This window comes from Veillonella sp. (assembly GCF_019414865.1).
In the GTDB taxonomy this organism is placed as follows: domain Bacteria; phylum Bacillota; class Negativicutes; order Veillonellales; family Veillonellaceae; genus Veillonella.
Map to the genome: position 1 here is coordinate 1 of NZ_DXLG01000024.1, position 18,452 is coordinate 18,452.

The 18,452-nt window shown below is 39.9% G+C and carries 16 protein-coding genes, 5 tRNA genes and 1 pseudogene; 1 reads left to right on the plus strand and 21 read right to left on the minus strand.

Going from position 1 to position 18,452, the window contains the following annotated elements; translation table 11 throughout:
- The 17 genes and pseudogenes from QZ334_RS02675 to hcp all read right to left on the minus strand — a co-directional run.
- Positions 1-202, minus strand: a 202-nt coding sequence (locus tag QZ334_RS02675; RefSeq protein ID WP_295231739.1) for a GTP-binding protein, incomplete at its 3' end; no start/stop codon positions are given.
- A gap of 240 nt (positions 203-442) precedes the next feature.
- Positions 443-519: transfer RNA gene (locus tag QZ334_RS02680), tRNA-Met, on the minus strand.
- Between the two features lie 5 nt (positions 520-524).
- Positions 525-600 (minus strand) — tRNA-Thr (locus QZ334_RS02685).
- 32 nt (positions 601-632) lie between these two features.
- Positions 633-708: transfer RNA gene (locus tag QZ334_RS02690), tRNA-Met, on the minus strand.
- A gap of 5 nt (positions 709-713) precedes the next feature.
- Positions 714-798 (minus strand) — tRNA-Tyr (locus QZ334_RS02695).
- A gap of 10 nt (positions 799-808) precedes the next feature.
- A tRNA-Thr gene (locus tag QZ334_RS02700) sits at positions 809-884 on the minus strand.
- Positions 885-1,068: 184 nt separating this feature from the next.
- Positions 1,069-1,718, minus strand: a pseudogene (locus tag QZ334_RS02705) (undecaprenyl-diphosphate phosphatase).
- 76 nt (positions 1,719-1,794) lie between these two features.
- Positions 1,795-2,259 carry a BREX-3 system P-loop-containing protein BrxF gene (gene brxF, locus QZ334_RS02710; protein WP_005385460.1) on the minus strand — a complete coding sequence of 155 codons (465 nt, stop codon included), beginning with the start codon at positions 2,257-2,259 and terminating at the stop codon, positions 1,795-1,797.
- 28 nt (positions 2,260-2,287) lie between these two features.
- Complete coding sequence (locus QZ334_RS02715; RefSeq protein WP_295231743.1) at positions 2,288-3,697, minus strand: hypothetical protein; 1,410 nt, start codon at positions 3,695-3,697, stop codon at positions 2,288-2,290.
- Positions 3,694-4,347 carry a hydrogenase nickel incorporation protein HypB gene (hypB, locus tag QZ334_RS02720; RefSeq protein ID WP_005385456.1) on the minus strand — a complete coding sequence of 218 codons (654 nt, stop codon included), beginning with the start codon at positions 4,345-4,347 and terminating at the stop codon, positions 3,694-3,696. The genes QZ334_RS02715 and hypB overlap by 4 nt, the downstream gene beginning before the upstream one ends.
- 14 nt (positions 4,348-4,361) lie before the next feature.
- Positions 4,362-4,703: a hydrogenase maturation nickel metallochaperone HypA gene (gene hypA, locus QZ334_RS02725; protein ID WP_005385455.1), complete on the minus strand. Its 342-nt coding sequence runs from the start codon at positions 4,701-4,703 to the stop codon at positions 4,362-4,364.
- Positions 4,696-5,523 (minus strand): bifunctional 5,10-methylenetetrahydrofolate dehydrogenase/5,10-methenyltetrahydrofolate cyclohydrolase, encoded by an 828-nt coding sequence (locus QZ334_RS02730; protein WP_009350992.1) that lies wholly within the window; start codon positions 5,521-5,523, stop codon positions 4,696-4,698. Before QZ334_RS02730 ends, hypA begins: the two co-directional genes overlap by 8 nt.
- A gap of 118 nt (positions 5,524-5,641) precedes the next feature.
- A complete protein-coding gene (locus QZ334_RS02735; protein ID WP_295231746.1) occupies positions 5,642-7,609 on the minus strand; it encodes a penicillin-binding transpeptidase domain-containing protein in 1,968 nt (655 codons plus the stop codon).
- Positions 7,609-9,027 carry a CCA tRNA nucleotidyltransferase gene (locus QZ334_RS02740; RefSeq protein ID WP_295231748.1) on the minus strand — a complete coding sequence of 473 codons (1,419 nt, stop codon included), beginning with the start codon at positions 9,025-9,027 and terminating at the stop codon, positions 7,609-7,611. Before QZ334_RS02740 ends, QZ334_RS02735 begins: the two co-directional genes overlap by 1 nt.
- A 68-nt stretch (positions 9,028-9,095) precedes the next feature.
- Positions 9,096-9,968, minus strand: a complete 873-nt coding sequence (gene sdaAA, locus QZ334_RS02745; protein WP_295231751.1) for an L-serine ammonia-lyase, iron-sulfur-dependent, subunit alpha — start codon at positions 9,966-9,968, stop codon at positions 9,096-9,098.
- An 11-nt stretch (positions 9,969-9,979) separates the two neighbouring features.
- Positions 9,980-10,642, minus strand: coding sequence for an L-serine ammonia-lyase, iron-sulfur-dependent subunit beta (gene sdaAB, locus QZ334_RS02750; RefSeq protein ID WP_005385446.1), 663 nt, complete (start codon positions 10,640-10,642; stop codon positions 9,980-9,982).
- Positions 10,643-11,334: 692 nt separating this feature from the next.
- Positions 11,335-12,900 (minus strand): hydroxylamine reductase, encoded by a 1,566-nt coding sequence (gene hcp / locus QZ334_RS02755; protein ID WP_005377073.1) that lies wholly within the window; start codon positions 12,898-12,900, stop codon positions 11,335-11,337.
- A 274-nt stretch (positions 12,901-13,174) separates the two neighbouring features.
- Here hcp and QZ334_RS02760 point away from each other — a divergent pair, with 274 nt between their 5' ends.
- Entirely contained in the window at positions 13,175-13,900 is a 726-nt protein-coding gene (locus QZ334_RS02760) for a Crp/Fnr family transcriptional regulator (protein WP_295231754.1), read from the plus strand.
- A gap of 148 nt (positions 13,901-14,048) precedes the next feature.
- Here QZ334_RS02760 and QZ334_RS02765 read toward each other — a convergent pair whose 3' ends face one another.
- From QZ334_RS02765 to QZ334_RS02780, 4 genes are all read right to left on the minus strand, one after another.
- Positions 14,049-15,920 (minus strand): LPO_1073/Vpar_1526 family protein, encoded by a 1,872-nt coding sequence (locus tag QZ334_RS02765; RefSeq protein WP_295231756.1) that lies wholly within the window; start codon positions 15,918-15,920, stop codon positions 14,049-14,051.
- Positions 15,921-15,929: 9 nt separating this feature from the next.
- Positions 15,930-16,481: a TIGR01440 family protein gene (locus tag QZ334_RS02770; RefSeq protein WP_105094198.1), complete on the minus strand. Its 552-nt coding sequence runs from the start codon at positions 16,479-16,481 to the stop codon at positions 15,930-15,932.
- Positions 16,482-16,746: 265 nt separating this feature from the next.
- Positions 16,747-17,307 (minus strand): Fe-S-containing hydro-lyase, encoded by a 561-nt coding sequence (locus QZ334_RS02775; protein WP_005385442.1) that lies wholly within the window; start codon positions 17,305-17,307, stop codon positions 16,747-16,749.
- 19 nt (positions 17,308-17,326) lie between these two features.
- Entirely contained in the window at positions 17,327-18,169 is an 843-nt protein-coding gene (locus QZ334_RS02780) for a fumarate hydratase (protein WP_009660830.1), read from the minus strand.
- Positions 18,170-18,452 lie beyond the last annotated feature (283 nt).

The following is an 18,452-nucleotide window of genomic DNA, read 5'->3' on the forward strand; positions in this document are numbered from 1 at the left end:
CGTGTGCAGTGTTGATTGTGATACCACGTTCACGTTCTTCTGGAGCTTTATCGATGTTGCTGTAATCTTGGAATTCAGCTTGACCTTTTTCAGCTAATACTTTAGTGATTGCAGCTGTCAAAGTAGTTTTACCATGGTCAACGTGACCGATTGTACCAATGTTAACATGCGGTTTCGTACGTTCAAATTTTTCTTTTGCCATTAGGATTGTATCCTCCTTCACAAAAACAAATTACATTCTAGTATTAATATAATATATTAACCCTAATTTATCAATGGAATATAAGATTCCCTTATACATTATTATACCATATATAGAAAAACTTCTAAAAATACAAATATTCTTCTAAAATAAAAAAACTGACAAATCTAATCTTTACACTCATCAGCTTCAATTTATATTTTATGGAAAATAAAAAATCCTCACCAACGTGAGGTTTAATGGTGGCGGCACACGGATTTGAACCGCGGACACACCGGGTATGAACCGATTGCTCTAGCCAACTGAGCTATGCCGCCATGTATGGAGCTAGTGACCGGGATTGAACCGGTGACCTTATCCTTACCAAGGATACGCTCTGCCGACTGAGCTACACCAGCACAATGAACGATCATTTCACTGTGAATTTTTGTGGTTGCGGGGACAGGACTTGAACCTGCGACCTTCGGGTTATGAGCCCGACGAGCTACCAACTGCTCCACCCCGCTATAAATGGTGGAGGGAGAAGGATTCGAACCTTCGAAGTCGAAGACGGCAGATTTACAGTCTGCTCCCTTTGGCCGCTCGGGAATCCCTCCAAAAATAAAATGGAGCTGGCGATAGGAATTGAACCCACAACCTGCTGATTACAAGTCAGCTGCTCTACCAATTGAGCTACGCCAGCATCATTACGACAAGATGTATTTTATCATCCGCCTCACTAAGTGTCAAGAACTTTTTAAAAGCTTTTTTGAAGTTTTTTCGTTCACTGCGGTAACCCTTAGTGCTTAATCATAATAACATGAAACGATACCCTATGCAAGTATTTTTTCTAAACTTTTTAAACTTCATTTTTTCCTCATCGGCAATCATAGATAAAGGTAGATAATCGCTAGTATAGCAACAATAATTCTATAATATCCAAAGGAAGATAATGAAGACCGATTTAAATACCATAAAAATACTTTTACAGTGATATACCCTACTATATACGATACTAATGTGCCAATGGCAAACATAATAATATCATTTAGTTCTAGTAAATGGATTACCCGTAACAAATCATACACGCAAACAATGATCATAACAGGTACAGCCATAATAAAAGAAAAATCAGCGGCAGCTCTACGCGTACATCCAATCAACATGCCTCCCGCAATGGTCGCACAAGGCCTACTATGACAGGAATTGGCCCAAATAGATACCCTTTAATAATATATTGTAAAAGATAGCCCGCTGTTAATACAGGTAGCACACCTGCCCCAATATGTAATAGAGATACGCCACGAGTTTTAATCCAATTCTTCCGTTTTAAAAAGCTATTAAAGGTCCGTCTATAATGTGTATATATAGCAAGAATAGCCCCAATTTGAATAAACACTTCAAATACATCGGCATGGGCGGCTTCAAAATTAAGCATATGCCCAATAATAATCATATGACCTGTACTAGATACAGGAATGCATTCGGTTATACCTTCTATAATACCCAAAATGAGGGCAATTATATATTGTTCCATGATATCACCTACCTTTATAAATGCGGTCATAACTCATGGCAATATATAATGCCCTCAGTAATCAATATAGCTTTAATTAATCAATAACCATAACACGTTCAGGTTTAGTAACTGTTACAACCGCATGTTTTGGATCATTATTGTGTTCTAAGTATAATTGATCACCTTCGAGATGACCACGCCAACCTACAACAATCGGATATGTTTTACTAATAGTCTTTAATAGTTCAAGAGGATTTAAATTTAAAATCGGTGCAAACAACACATTAATACCATCGATGAGCACCACTTCTGTATCACTACGACTTAATGCACGGCGAATTACTTCTTCTGCCAATTGTGGTCTTTCATCACGAGGTACTAACAAAAATTCTTCTTCAATAAGTTGTTTCGCTTCTAAGTACTTCCAACCTTTTTGCTCAGACAATTCACGAATTAGCAAACTTTTACCAGAACCAGGACCACCAACGATAAACAATATGCGTTCATCATCACCTTGAATTTTTTCCCAACGTTCTCTTACATCTTGAACAGTAACCATATCCTTTGCCTCCTCGCTGTGACCAATCCTACTTAACTGGACGGTCAGATAACATAACGGATTTGATATATTGGTTTTTATCATCTAGGGCAAACTGTAAATATGAATCGCTTGCCGCTGGATTTTTATATTCATATACGGTAGACGTGCCCGCATTTGTTGTAGATTCAACGATACGAGTTGGCATACCATACACAAAGAGCAATAGATACTTAGTATCGCCCATCGCGATGCCACGACGGGTAGGTGTGTAAATGTTTAACAATACGCGATTGATAAGATTTTTTTTATCAACACTTACACCATATTCGTTATATCCAATAAAGGTGGAACCAAACAACATACCTTGATGTTTCCAGTCGTTATTTGGATCATTAACAAAATGATCATTCAATTTATAGCCACGCAATACAAAATCATCAGCAGTCAACTTACCAGCTTCGAAATCATATACTGGAGCTTTAGGTAATCCAAATCTTGGCCATACTTGACCACTAATCATATCAACAGCTTCTACATTGCTTTGTTTGATGGTGAAAGCAATATATTCTTTCTGTTGTCCTAACATAGATTGTTGTTGGCTATTATTATTTGTATTCTCTATCGAGCCGTTAAAGTCCTTTTTTCGAGACCATGAATTTTCGGAATGACCTTCATAAAGGAAAATATAGCTTTCATTTTTCAAGTCACGCCACATCGCATTAGGACTGCCATAAGCAAATACCAATTCCATGCGCGTACTACCCACACCTATATCGCGTACAGTACGGGCGCCTTTTTTCGTACTATGAATATTAGTAATAGTATTTGGCTCAAAGAAATAGGTAGCCCCTTGACCTCGCAATTGATTGTTTATCAATCGTTCTTGAGTAGGTCCCGTATATACGGTTACCTCCAAATCTTTCATATAGTACGTCGTAAAGTTATCACGCACTACCGTTTTTTCTACATCTTTAGGTGCTACAAACTGATCACCTAAGCGGTACCCATCAATGGCATAATCATCTTCAGACCCTATGGTTGGTAAATTATTAGCCGTATAGGACTTGCCGATATCCGCCAAATTATTTTGCGTTACACTAGGCAAGGATCCTTCATTTTCGCTAGCTGCTTGCCAAAATTGTATGGAATCACCAAACTCGGTAACTGCCATTTGTTCGGCCAACCAACCTGTTTTTGTGTTTTCCTTCTTTATTTTTGTATCAATTTTAACGGCTTTAATCGGTGCATTATCTATATACGCAACAGAATTAGCCGCATCAGGTTCCACCGTTTCTACAGGTGCAGCAGTAGCTGCCGCATCATTTGTATCCTCTGTAGCTTCTACAGCCGTCGGTTTCACTGTGGAAATAGCCGGTTCTGCCGCATACCCTACCGTTGTAGCAGATAGGCCAACTAAAAGTGCCGCTACGATACGGCTCTTAATAGAATGATTCATCGATTACTCTCCAATTGCGCACGCAACCATGTCAACCATGGCTCTAACCCATTATGGGCCGTGCAACTTACTTCAAAAATCTCTCCTGTTGGATTCAAATTACGTATATCTTGTATTGCCTTGTCTTTTTTAAATGGTACATAAGGCAATAAATCTATCTTATTAATGAGAATAGCCTTTGACTCTTTAAAGATTAATGGGTATTTAAGAGGCTTATCTTCACCTTCAGTAACAGATAATACAGTTACCTTCATGCTTTCACCAATCTCAAATTCTGCAGGGCATACAAGGTTACCTACATTCTCGATAATGATCATATCGAGTTCATCAAGATTTAAATCACCTAGTGCATCTTGAATCATTTGTGCATCAAGATGGCAACCTCCCACTGTATTGATTTGAATAACAGGAACGCCTAATTCATGAATCCGTTCCGCATCCTTAGCAGTAAATAAATCACCTTCAATAACAGCAAGGCGGTAATCTTTTTTCAAATCATGTAAAGTTGCCTCCAATAGAGATGTTTTACCAGCCCCTGGAGAACCTAATAGATTAAATACAAAAATATTTTTTTCCTTAAACAACTGTTGTAAGGACTCTGCAATGGCATCATTTTTTGCCAATACATTAGTTTTAACTTGAACTTGCATGCCTAACCTTTCTATCAATCGATATCCATGGAGGTCACTTGTAGTTCGCGGCCACCAATGGTTTGTACGAAATGACTGTCACAATAGGGACAGATAAACTTATAATTTTCTACAGGAAATGTTTTATCACAATCCAAGCACTTTCCTTCAATAGGAATCGTATTAATTTCTATACGCGAACCTTCTGCTGCAGTCCCCTTTGTAACGGCTTCCCAGCAAAATAGGAGAGAATCTGGCTCTACTCCACTCATAAGGCCCAAATCGAGTTGAACGGAATGAATCACAGATGCATCGTGTTGGCGCAATGTATCGAGGGCTACATCAAGTATACCTTCTGCTATAGACATCTCATGCATGGTATGCCTCATATACAGCTTCAAGCATCATAGTAGTCGTTACAGAGCCTACACCACCAGGCACTGGAGTAATTGCAGACGCAATATCTTTTACCGCTTCATAATCAACATCGCCTACCGTCTTACCTTCTAGTTCATTAATGCCTACATCGATAACAACAGCACCTGGCTTAATCATATCTGCTGTAATCATATGAGCACGACCCGCTGCAGCAATGACGATATCGCCTCGTTTTACTTGCTCTGCCAAATCAGGAGTTCTAGAATGGCACATTGTAACAGTACCATGTGCACCAAGGGTCATAAGAGCTACTGGTTTGCCAATAACTTGGCTACGACCGATTACTACCACATGTTTCCCCTCTACAGGAATATCGTAGTGATTCAAAATTGCCATGCACGCCTTAGCAGTACAAGGGGCAAAACCACCTTTACCTGCAGTTACAAGGCCAATATTGTACGTAGTTAAACCATCAATATCTTTTTTAGGATCTAGCATATCAATAAGAGCCTCTGTATCAATGTGTTTAGGCATCGGCATTAACGGTAAAATTCCATGAACTGCTGCATCATTATTTAATTCTTGCAATGCTGTAACTACTTCATCCTGTGTAGCCGTTTCAGGTAATTCCTTTAATACAAAGCCATAGCCAAAGTTCTTAGCTGTCTTTTCCATAAATGTAGCATACATATGAGCCCCATGGTCTTCACCAACGAGTAATACTGCCATAGTAATTACAGAGTCGCCTACTGCTGCAACTTTTTCTTGTAAAATCGCCTTGTGAGCATCTGCTACTGCTTTACCGCGTAATTCGATCATGTGTATCTCCATTCATTCAAACTATCTATAAAATAAGGTGCCTCCGGAGAGGCACCTAAGTCTCTTATTCTATTATATAACGAACTGTCTATAATTTCTAATTATGACCGAATTCGTTTTATCTACGGAAATGAACAGTAATTGCTGTACCAGCCTGAACAGTTGTACCGCTACTTTCATCTTGAGATGTAGCCGTACCAGTTCCATCCGGTTTAAAGGCAAGTCCCGCCTTATGTAACCAATCACGCACTTCACCATAGGTAAAACCAGTAAAGTTAGGCAATGTAACAGAACCATCACTTCCCGGTTTTGGTTCAGGTAGTGTATTAGCAGCTTTAACAGCTACTGGTGTACTTTCTTTAACATACGGACTCATTTGGTAATACCGTACAAGCTGAGATACGATGTCCTTAAATACAGGGGCTACAATTTGACTACCATAATAAGAACCCTTTTGTGGGTCATCAATAACGACAAGAACTACAAATTTTGGATCCTCTACAGGGCCAAAACCAATAAAGGACGCAATGTATTGTCCGTCGAGATAACCGCCATGTTTGGTATCTAGTTTTTCCGCCGTACCAGTTTTACCGCCGAAGTGATAACCTTCTACCATCGCTTTTGTACCGCCACCTTCAGATACTTCTTTTTCCAGAATATCTACAATGGTTTTAGCGGTTTCCTCCGGAACTGGTTGTCCCACAACAGATGTTTCAGTCGTACTTGTTACATCGCCTTGAGAGTTACTATAAGACTTGATGATATGTGGTTTCATCATAGCCCCACCATTAGAAAGGGCACCAAAGGCGCGAACCATTTGTAATGGTGTAACCGCAATACCTTGACCGATGGACATAGTAGCAACATCTAGCTTACTCATATCCTCTGGATTATACAAAATACCTGCTCCTTCACCAGGCAATTCAATACCTGTTTCAGAACCAAAGCCATAATCACGTACATATTTCGAGAGAATATCTGCACCTGTTAATGTACCAATTTCAGCCATACCAGTATTAATAGAGTACTTCAAAATATCTAGCAAACGAACAGGACCATATCCCTCACCATTCCAGTTTCTAATGATATGTCCATTGGCAGCGAAGGCCCCTTTATCGTTATACACAGTGTCTAACTTCCATTTGCCTGCTGCAAGAGCTGCAGATGCAATGATAGGTTTGAATGTAGAACCTGGTTCATATAAATTGGTAACCGCAATATTTTTGAAAGCCTCTTCACCACTTTGGTTGTAGTTATTAGGATCATAACTTGGACGATTGGCCATCGCTAATATTTCACCGTTCTTTGGATCCATAACGATAACGCTGGCATGCTTAGCTCCTGTATCAACCATTGCCTTATCAAGAGCGCGTTCTGCAATAAATTGAATTGTTGCATCGATGGTTAAGGTTACACTTTTACCCTTATCTGGTAAAAATTTAGATAGTACGGAACCAAAGATGGCATTCCCTTTATTATCAGTAGCTACAATTTCTTGTTGTACGCCCCCCTTTAATTCGTCATCAAGAACCATTTCTAGACCATCAAGACCTTTATCATCAGTACCGACAAAGCCTAATACTTGTGCCGCTAAGACACCATTTGGATAATAGCGCTTAGATTCTTCAACGAAATTAAGGCCTGCAATATTATTATCCTTAATAACTTGTTGTACCCCTTTTGATTTATCTGCATCCATCATACGATTCAACCAGACAAAGGCGGTATCCTCTTGCAAAGCTTTCACAATATTCTCTTTTGACATCGTTACATACGGTGAAATGAGATCCGCAATCTCTTGAGGAGACTGTTTAATCATCTTCGGATCCGCATATAAAGATTTTGTAACTACACTCATCGCCAAAGGCTTGCCATTACGGTCATAGATTGTACCGCGCGGCGATTGTAATTTTCTATCTACTTGAACTTGTAATAAGTTTTTCTTCTCTAGGTCAAAGGTATCAAAGACCTGTAACTGTGCTAAACGCCCAATAAGGACGAAGGCAACGGTCATGAGTATGGCAAGGCACCACGTAGTGCGACTCCAATCACTCATGCGTAATAACGCTTTATTTAATAACTTCATCATTTCTCCACTGGACGGCGTAACTTATGGTCTAATGCATCATATAATGCATCTGGTTCATTGGGAATCACCCCATTTTGTACTTGACCTAATAAATACTGCAATCCTTCCCCCACTTTTTTCCCTGCAAGCTTAATAACTCGTTCGTCATAATTTAAATCCTTTGTATGGATAGGCATCTCTAAACTAAGATCTGCCATACATTCACCAAAGGCTAAGGTACCATCAGTCGCTGCATAAGGCTTCCCACAGCCTAACACATCGGCAGCACAAACCTTAGATAATTGTTCCCATGCAATTCGCATAATTTGACTATCCCGGAACTCACCACTGCGAGCCTCTTTACGGATCCACTTTTTCTCATTAGCTTCTCCATTTTGTACAAAATAGTGAAAGCGCATGTGATTTTTCACAATCCAAGCTACGCGGCGCACAAAGGCTTTCGGATACCCTAAACGAGTAAGCAAGGTCTCTGTCATCTCAGAGCCTAATGTATCATGGCCACGATCGGTCAATCGGCCGTTAATAACAGCTCGCACCGTAGGCATACCCTTTGCTACATCGTGTAACAGTGCACCCCAACGCAATATCAAATCTGGTTCTGTATGAGATACAACGGCTAATGTATGATACCAACCATCAAATTCGTGAAAGTCTTTTTCTTGTGGTAAATTCACAAGATGGTATAGCTCTGGTAAAATAGGTACTTCACGAGCGACACCATTTTCTACAACGCGACAAGAGCACTCGGCCAAGCGAGATTGTACTAATACATCAAGGCCCTTAGCCACAGCAGGCTCTAACATGAGTCGGTCCAGTTCACTACGAACTCTCTCGAGAGATAATCCAGGCACACGATGAAATGCCTTTGGCATAGCTTCTAATAAGTCTTCGGTAGGTAAGAAATCTAGCTTTGCCACAAAGCGGCATGCTCTAAATAATCGCAATGCGTCTTCTTCGAAGCGTTGCTGTGCATTGCCAATGGTTCGCAATGTCTTATGCTTGATATCTCGGCGTCCCCCTACTAGGTCTATGACCTCACCAAAGCGATTCATAGCCATACCATTGACCGTAAAGTCGCGGCGCAATACATCTTCGTCTAATGTATCGGCATAAGCGATTTCTTCTGGTCGATGACTATCTGCTCCATATCGTTCAGTGCGATACGTTGCAATTTCATATTGCTTTCCTCCTAGTGTAGCTACTACTACACCAAAGGATTTTCCTACTAAGTCTGTCGTTTGAATATCTTGACCGCGTAGGACTTCAATTACCGTATCAGGGCGTGCAGACGTCACAATATCAAAGTCATGAGGCTTTTGATGCATCAAAATATCACGCACTGCTCCGCCAATGATATAGGCTTCATAACCTGCTTCTTCTAATACAGTCAATATTCGATTGGCCTGTTCCATCATGCACACTCCTTTCCGAACTAGTCTAACTTTTATTTTACTACAAATGAAAGCATGAAAAAAGTGCAATCCTATAAGGATTGCACTCGTTCTGCAATAGCTGTACCCGTCGGTGTTACCGCAAGGCCGCCATCACTTGTTTCACGCAATGCTGCTGGCATAGCGCGACCGATATTATTCATTGCTTCAATAACTTCATCTGGTGGAATTTGACTTTCAATATTCATCAAAGCCAATTCAGATGCAGTAATGGCATGAACTGCATAGAAACCATTACGTTTAACGCACGGTACCTCTACAAGCCCCGCTACTGGATCACAGGCAAGGCCCAATAAGTTTTTCATGCACAATGCAATGGCATGGCCTACTTGACAAGGCGTACCGCCCATCATTTCTACAATGGCACCGGCAGCCATACAAGCGGCCGTACCAATTTCTGCTTGGCAACCGCCAACGGCGCCAGCCACACAAGCGCGATTCGCCACAACATTGCCAATACCAGAAGCAGCCAAGAAACCTTTTACTACTGTTTCTCTATCTAACTTGTAATGGTCTGCTACAGCTTTCACCGCACCAGGCATAACACCACAAGATCCAGCCGTAGGGCACGCAACAATGCGGAACATTTTCGCATTTGCCTCGTTTACAGCAATAGCATAGGTCATCGCCTTGTACGCAATATCACTCATAAATCTTGGTGCTTGTCCATTAAGCTGTGCCGCCTGGCCACCGGACATACCAGACGCTGTTTTTTCTGCATAGTCTATACCATCTTGAATAGAACCTTCAAAGATGTCTAAACGATGCTCTATTTCACGAATAACCGCTTCTTCACTGCGGTCATAATTCTCTAATTCATAACGCAGTACTACTTCGCCAAAGGAAATGTTATTTTCCTCAGCTAGGCGAATAATATCTGCAATTGTATCATATGCATAGCTCATTATTCACCCTCCTATAACGCTTCAAAGGTCATGACATCTTGAATGCCTGGGCACTCGCGCATAAACTGAACTGTAATTGGATTTACCACCGTATCTGTAGTAATGACCATCACTGCATCCTTGTGCTTACCCTTCCGGAATACACGCATCGTTGCAATATTAATATCGGACTCACTCAATGCTTGGCTCACCAAAGAGATGGCGCCAGGTCTATCTTCATGGAATACAACAAGAGTAAACTCATCGCCAGTAATAGACATATCATTGCCATCTACTTCGGTAATCATAATTTGACCGCCACCAAGAGATCGACCTATCACCGTCATATGACGATTATGTTCATCGTACATATCAAAACGAACTACATTAGGATGACCTACATCAAGAGGAGACTCGATAAAGTTATATTCCATGCCCTCTTTTTCAGCTAATTTATGAGCAACACGAATATTTGTATCATCCTCTTTAAAACCTAATAAGCCCCCAATCAAGGCACGGTCTGTACCATGGCCTTTATAAGTCTTAGCAAAAGAGCCATATAAGGTTAAATCTACCTTTTTAGGTGTGGAACGGAAAATGCACCGCGCCATCTTACCTAGCCGCGCAGCACCAGCTGTATGCGAACTAGACGGGCCAATCATAACAGGCCCTATAATATCAAAAATACTATTCATACACGCCTCTATATACACATAAATAATGTGAGAAAATCTTACTATATCTATAGTATAACAATCGATATTGATTAATGTCTATATGCACATTAGCTGTATTTTTGTACACATACGGAGGACTAAGTTTATGTACATATCATTCCCCTCCCCAAGCACTATTTATGTGAAAACTATCAAAGAGGCAGTATATTGATGGGACGCCTTCTTATCTACAGTTATAAAAAGGAAAGACTATACTTATGCAGCGATCTCCCCTCAACACACTAGTTTTATAAAAGCTATCGTAGGGAATAGTAAATTGATGGACTTATGTTCCTCAAACGTTTTACTAATGGGCACCACCTATTGAGGGCCGAAACGCGTCTATCTCGCAGCACATACTATTTTGGGAAAATCTATCAAAGAAGTAGTATATTGATGGGACACCTCCATATCTACAGTTATAAAAAGGAAGGACTATACTTATGCAGCGACATCAGGTCACGAGGAGCAAAGAAGTATAGTCCTTCCTTTTTAACTAAGTTGTAGATACGAAACAGGACCCCATCAATATACAGCCACTAACAGATAGCTTTCACAAAATAGTAAAAAACGCACCTTAGGCGAACCTAAGGTGCGTTATTTATAACAACAGTCCTAAATCATAAAAGAGAGGGGAAGTAGGACTGTAGTTAATAAGTTAATGGATCCTATTAGCCCAAGATAGCTTTCATGTCAGCTTCTGGAGTTGTAATTGGATGTAATTGGAATTTTTCTACCAAAATGTTCAATACATTGCTGGAGAAGAATTTAGGCAAGGAAGGTCCGATGTAGATGTTACGGATACCCAATGCCAACAATGTTAACAAGATACATACTGCTTTTTGTTCGTACCAGGACAATACCAATGTTAATGGCAAGTCGTTTACGTCACATTCAAATGCACCAGCCAAAGCTACTGCTACTTGAATAGCGGAGTAAGCATCGTTACATTGACCCATATCAAGGATACGAGGGATACCACCGATTTCACCGATGTTAAGGTCGTTGAAGCGGAATTTACCACAAGCCAATGTCAATACTACAGTATCATCTGGAGTTTGTTTTACGAATTCTGTGTAGTAGTTACGGCCTACTTTAGCACCGTCACAACCACCAACTAAGAAGAAGTGTTTGATTGCGCCAGCTTTTACAGCGTCGATTACTTTATCAGCAATACCCAATACTGTACCGTGACCGAAACCAGTAGTTACTTCGTGACCACCGTTGATGCCAGTGAATTCTTGAGCTTCTTTGTAGCCGCCCAATTCGATTGCGCGTTCAATAACAGCGGAGAAGTCTTTAGTGCCATCAGCTTTTTCTTCTACGTGTGCACAGCCGTCGAAACCTACCATATCTGTAGTGAAGATATTAGCTCTGTAGTTTTCTTTTGGTGGCATAATGCAGTTTGTAGTGAACAAGAATGCGCCAGGAACGTCAACGAATTCTTTTTGTTGGTTTTGCCATGCAGTACCAAAGTTACCTTTCAATTGAGGATGTTTTTTCAATTCAGGGTAAGCGTGGCAAGGTAACATTTCACCATGAGTATAGATGTTTACACCTTTACCATCAGTTTGTTCCAACAATTGATTCAAGTCGTGAAGGTCATGACCAGTTACAACGATGAAAGGACCTGGTTCTACAGTCAAAGGTACTGTAGTTGGTACTGGAGTACCATATGTTTCAGTGTTAGCTTTATCAAGAATAGCCATGCATTTCAAGTTGATTTGACCGAATTCCATCAACAAGTTCAACCATTCTTCAGCACTGTGGTCTTTAGCGAATTCTACCATGCCTTTGATGAACCAAGCATCAACTTCAGGATCATGGAAACCAAGGCGTGCAGCATGCCATGCATAAGCAGCCATACCACGCATACCTAACAATAATGTGGAGCGAAGGGATACGATATCTTCTTCACCTTTCCACAATTGTTCCCAATCGAAGTTTTGAGCTGCGCTATCGATTTTTGCATGATAAGCGTTTACTTCGTCGATGAATTCTTGAACGCGGTCTTCAGAGAAGTTTACGTTTGTTACACACATGAACAAACCACGCATTAAATAGTCAACGCCTTCTTTAGTTTGGCCTTTTACGTCTAAAGCGCGTGCTAAACCAACTAAAGCAGCAGTTAATTCGTCTTGTAAGTTAGCAACTGGTGCAGTTTTACCACATACACCTTGTACAGTACAGCCGCCTGGTGCTGCAGATTGTTCGCATTGATAACAGAACATACTCATTTAAAAATCCTCCTTTGCGAGACTTCCTCGCATTCAAGCTAGATAATATAAAACCTATACATTACACTGATGAATTATCAGGTGTCTGATTGATTACATTTGAAAGTATAACGTAAAGATGATACAATTTCTGTAGCTTGAGCAACAAATAAAAAACTTTTTCAAAATTTTTACCTGACTCCCCTTGTGGAACAGGTAGGTCATTTGACCTTATACTATTATTATACAATAATCATTTAAATTTACTATAGACTTCGTCACACCGGAGGTGCTCATGAAGCAAATACTTTCAAACGATATTATCAACCAATATCTGCCCACTCTTATACACTGTCCTCTATTCAATAAATTAGGTGAGCCTGAATTAAAAGGCTATTTACATAATGCAAAGGTTATTGTTCATAGCTATAAGAAAAATGACTTCATCGCCCTCTCTGGGGATCCTATGGAAGGCATTGGCGTTATTCTCGAAGGCAGTGCGTTACTGACACGTGAAAATGTTATGGGCCAACGTGTTATTATGGCTAACCTTGAACAATCTGATATTTTTGGTGAAGCATTACTATTTAGTAAACAACCATTATGGCCTGCTACGATTAAAGCTACAAAGGTTAGTAAAATTATGTTCATTCCGCTCGAAACATTTATTGATACATTGCCAGATTGCCAACAATGCCAAACCAAAATCTTGTCCAACCTATTGGAGGATTTGTCTGAAAAAGCTATTCTCCTCACAAGAAAGGTTCATTATCTTACCTTGAAAGGTATGCGCGAGAAGATTTTCGCGTACTTAACAGACATTTATAAACGTCAGCAGTCTACAACAATCCATTTGCCACATAACCGCGAGCAAATGGCAGAGGTACTCAATGTATCTCGCACAGCACTTAGCCGCGAACTCGGTCGCCTAAGAGATGAAGGCATTATCGATATTACAGGCCGTACAGTAACACTAAAAGACGTGGAAGGAATCGAAGAATTCGGTTTTAATAGCTTCTAGCATATCTTTTAACCTATAATAAAACTAATAATATACAATAAACGTAAAAAGGTCTCCCTATATAATCTAGGGAGACCTTTTAGTATACAGTTATTATTTCTTTAGTATTAGTTCTTTAGTATTAATTCTTTACAATTAATTTTACACATTAGAACCAATGAGATAAATCGAATTCTTCACCAATAGTTGCTTTCACATGAGCACGGCCTAAGTAAAGGCCAAGCAATGTTAAGCTGATTTTAGACATCGGCGTATGATCAAATACATCCGCTAAATCTAGTAGAACTGGAGAAATATCATCCATAATATCACGTGCTTCTTGACCTCTGAAAGCAGTCGGTTTACTCTTCATAAGCGCAATGAGATCACGTTGAACCATAGAATCAGAAATACGAGTTTGTCTAAAGAAACGAGGTGCTAAAGACTCGTCAACTAACGCCAATTTATAAAGATTGGAATTCAAGCTACGCACCACATAACGTGGATCAACGCCATGACCATCAGTAGCACGGAAGAGTTCCTCCTTCGAGAAGCCACGATAGTTGAACACAAATGGATAGGAATTGGATAACACTTGAGCTAATGTAATTGGTTCGCGTTCCTCTTGTGTACAACGTAAGTAATCTAATTGACGATAGAAAGAGTTATTTTGAGGCAAATCAGAAATGAATGGCTCAATATATTTTTCTACATAATGTTGGAAGTGAATCAATCCATAGTTATTAGAGTTTCTAGAGTATTGTAACAATAATGTCAATGCCATAACTTGGAAATGACCTAGCGTTAAATGTGGCAATACGCGTAACGCATCAAAGGCTACAAGGTACGGTGTACTAGACTTAGGTGATTGTACTACATCTAAGAACGCACCTAAGGCGGCGGATTTCATCCACTCTGTATTCGTCGCAGCATAAGCCTTTTGCATACTCATCAAGGCTTCTTGAATAACAATATTATCAAGAAGTGCATTGACTTCAGCTAACTTTGTAATATTAAGAGCTGCTAATGCATCTCTTGTAATAGATTCCACATAATGTTGTGTATCTCCATGCAATATGCCGAAGGCATGAATAAATGGCGCGATTGCCAATTCAATACATTTATCTTCATGTGCCGCTTTAGCCCATTGTCCTGTTGGTACCTCTTCTTCAACCATACTAGCGGCTGCCAATTGAGCCTCTATTTCGGAAGCATCAAACAAGCGCGTTTCATCCAATACAGATGGACCTTCTGCTGTTTTAATCTCATCGACACCACCGATCATTTGTGTAGCCTCAATATGTTCTGCTTCATCAGCTTCAAGAGCCTCTACAGATTCGCCCATAGCAATCGTATCCTCTACAGAATTAGCTCGATTGCGAAGTTCATCTGTAACAGCATCAAGAACAATAGTCTTATCCATCAATGGAGTGGAATGATGCTCACTATTAGAGCGTTTACCATCAGAAACTGCAGGCATTATAATAGTTTCATCATTACTATGTTCTGTTGGAGCAGATTCTGTCTTCTCTAGAGAACCAGAATTTACTTGAATAGATTCATGTGAAACAGATTCATGCGGAATAGAATCAGCAGAAACAGATGTATCTTGAACAGGTTCTTGTCCTTTTAAGTCAGCTTGACTTGATTTAGTCTCAGGCTCGCCTGCATGATGACCTAAGGCCAAGGAATATCCTGTTCCGGAGTCTTCCACATGTAATTGATTACCATCTCGTCGGTTATAAGATGTATCTTCATGAGTTACCATAGATTCAGAAGCATTATACTCTTCATTACCCTCTAGCACAGAGGCCGTATACACATTGGTTCCACCTTCATGTGTAACAGTTACATCGCCTACCCTAGATTCATTAACGGACTTTTCTCTATGATGTTCACCATCAAATTTAGTAACAGATCTATCATGGTGCTCATCTTTAGCTTGGCTTTCACTATCATTACGATTAAAAACGGCGTAACAAATGGCAAAAAATCCAAGCGCTACAACAGCTAATACAAAATATGGTATTACGTTTGACATACTATCCCCCTACATCAACGCTTCATTATATGCAGCACGTTCACCACCAATGCTCTTAGGTCGAACACGACAAGCAGTTACATGAGCCTCACCAATTTCTTTAATACTGAGGCGCACTGGTACAGTAACATGTTTCATATGCATACCTATGAAAGTGTCCCCGATGTCGATACCTGCATCAGCTTTAATAAATTCAACCATCACTGGATCGTCAAAACGTTCATAGGCAGTAACAGCCATGGCTCCACCTGCATGACGTTGAGGTACTACATTAACCTCTTCCTCCCATGTTACTGCACTACGTTCCATAACAAGAGCTCGATTAATATGCTCACAGCATTGAACGGCCAAATTAAGACCTTTAGCTTTAACAGCTTTATATATTTCATCAAATAGGATCTGAGCCACATCAATGTGGGAATCAGTGCCAATTTTCTTACCCATAACTTCGCTAGTGGAACAACCCACCACGAATAATTGACCTTCTCGAACCTTTGCCAAATCTAGCAATTCAGCCATCGCTGTACGCACTGACTGACGAATAGTTTCTACAGAAGTCATGATATCGCCTCACTCACTTTGAATGTATAAATCTATATGTATATTATCACAAAATGGACAGAATCGGTAGACTTTACTCTACTAAGCAAAAGTGAATCTAACATAATAATATATAAACTATAAAAGTAATTTCATATATTACTATCATACTAATAAACAATGTAATAATCATTAAATATATACATGTACAGTGATAATTATTGATCTCTATAGATAAAAAAGAGGCTTGCATTAGCAAGCCTCTTTCAATCACTCAACGGTGATATTAGATTTTTCTATAAGGTTTTTGGCCTTGTTCGTAGAAGTTGTTACCTTCAGTATCGCCAACTACGATGCAAGGGAAATCTTCAACTGTTAATTCAGCCAAAGCTTCTGGACCAAGTTCACCATAAGCAAGTACTTCGTATTTTTTGATGGATTTTGCAATCAATGCTGCAGCGCCACCAACTGCTGCGAAGTATGTGCAACCATTTTTCTTCATGGATTCAACTACTGCTGGTTTACGGGAACCTTTACCGATCATGCCTTTGATACCTTGATCAAGCATTGTTGGTGTGTAAGCATCCATACGACCAGAAGTTGTAGGACCAGCGGAACCAATTGGGTCACCAGGTTTTGCAGGTGTTGGGCCAAGGTAGTAAACGAATTTGTTAGTCCAATCGATTGGTAATTTTTCGCCACGTGCTAAAGCTTCAGTCATAACTTTATGAGCAGCATCACGAGCGGAGTAAATTTTGCCAGTAATAAGAACGCTATCACCAACTTTTAATTTACGGGAAAACTCTTCATTATATTCTTCAGTATTAATGCGAATTGTTTCAGCCATTGTAATTACCTCCTACCGATTAAAGTACTACGTGTTTATGACGAGCAGCATGACACATAATAGTAACAGCAACAGGAAGGCCGGCGATATGAGTTGCACCCCATTCGATGTTTACACCGATACAAGTTGTTGTGCCGCCCAATTGTGGACCGATACCAGTTTTGTTAACCATTTCCAAAATTTCTTCTTCCAATTTTGCATACTCAGGATCTTTGTGAGGAGTGCTAATATCGCGAAGCAAAGCTTTTTTGGACATAACAGCTGCTTGGTCCATAGTACCACCAATACCAACGCCAAGTACGATTGGAGGGCATGGGTTAGGGCCAGCATGTTTTACGATTTCAAGAACTGCATTTTTAACGCCTTCAACGCCATCTGCAGGTACCAACATAGCTACGTCAGATTTATTTTCAGAACCGAAGCCTTTAAGTTCTACGTTGATTTCTACTTTATCGCCAGGAACGATATCGATGTAGATGATTGCAGGTGTGTTGTTTTGAGTGTTTTTACGGTTGAACAATGGTTCTGCTACAACGGATTTACGAAGGTAACCTTCTACATAACCTTGAGCAACACCTTCATTGATAGCTTCTTTAAGATCGCCACCAACGAAATGAACATCTTGACCTACTTCTACGAATACCAATGTCATACCAGTATCTTGGCAATATGGACGATCTTCAGCATCAGCAATTTCTGCATTTTTGATGATTTGATCGAGAACGATGCAACCAACTGGAGACTCTTCTGTTTCACGGCCTTTTTTCAAGCCTTCATAGATGTCTTTTGGCAAGTGGTAAGCTGCGTCCATACACATTTGACGGACTGTTTTTGTGATTTCAGATACTTGAATCTCGCGCAAGATAATCCCTCCTCAGGAACATAGTTGAATATTAATTCTAAATTACCGTGAGATAACTTTTAACTCTCAAGTGTATAAGACATATGTTTCTCATACACATCGAGATTAACTCTATGCATCAATCGTAACACACAACATACATGCTTTCAACGGCTTAACTATACAGTTTTCTCAATGCTTTTTCATGTTTTGAGAATTATTTTCATGAATATCGCTGTATATATTTCGGTATTTCAATAGTTCTTTTTCATCATATTTTCGACTATAAAAACTATATTTTCAA

Excerpts from the sequence above, each read along its gene's own strand:
- brxF (WP_005385460.1), bottom strand. The coding sequence starts at position 2,259 with ATGGTTACTGTTCAAGATGTAAGAGAACGTTGGGAAAAAATTCAAGGT.
- QZ334_RS02715 (WP_295231743.1), bottom strand. The coding sequence starts at position 3,697 with ATGAATCATTCTATTAAGAGCCGTATCGTAGCGGCACTTTTAGTTGGC.
- hypB (WP_005385456.1), bottom strand. The coding sequence starts at position 4,347 with ATGCAAGTTCAAGTTAAAACTAATGTATTGGCAAAAAATGATGCCATT.
- hypA (WP_005385455.1), bottom strand. The coding sequence starts at position 4,703 with ATGCATGAGATGTCTATAGCAGAAGGTATACTTGATGTAGCCCTCGAT.
- QZ334_RS02730 (WP_009350992.1), bottom strand. The coding sequence starts at position 5,523 with ATGATCGAATTACGCGGTAAAGCAGTAGCAGATGCTCACAAGGCGATT.
- QZ334_RS02735 (WP_295231746.1), bottom strand. The coding sequence starts at position 7,609 with ATGAAGTTATTAAATAAAGCGTTATTACGCATGAGTGATTGGAGTCGC.
- QZ334_RS02740 (WP_295231748.1), bottom strand. The coding sequence starts at position 9,027 with ATGATGGAACAGGCCAATCGAATATTGACTGTATTAGAAGAAGCAGGT.
- sdaAA (WP_295231751.1), bottom strand. The coding sequence starts at position 9,968 with ATGAGCTATGCATATGATACAATTGCAGATATTATTCGCCTAGCTGAG.
- sdaAB (WP_005385446.1), bottom strand. The coding sequence starts at position 10,642 with ATGAATAGTATTTTTGATATTATAGGGCCTGTTATGATTGGCCCGTCT.
- hcp (WP_005377073.1), bottom strand. The coding sequence starts at position 12,900 with ATGAGTATGTTCTGTTATCAATGCGAACAATCTGCAGCACCAGGCGGC.
- QZ334_RS02760 (WP_295231754.1), top strand. The coding sequence starts at position 13,175 with ATGAAGCAAATACTTTCAAACGATATTATCAACCAATATCTGCCCACT.
- QZ334_RS02765 (WP_295231756.1), bottom strand. The coding sequence starts at position 15,920 with ATGTCAAACGTAATACCATATTTTGTATTAGCTGTTGTAGCGCTTGGA.
- QZ334_RS02770 (WP_105094198.1), bottom strand. The coding sequence starts at position 16,481 with ATGACTTCTGTAGAAACTATTCGTCAGTCAGTGCGTACAGCGATGGCT.
- QZ334_RS02775 (WP_005385442.1), bottom strand. The coding sequence starts at position 17,307 with ATGGCTGAAACAATTCGCATTAATACTGAAGAATATAATGAAGAGTTT.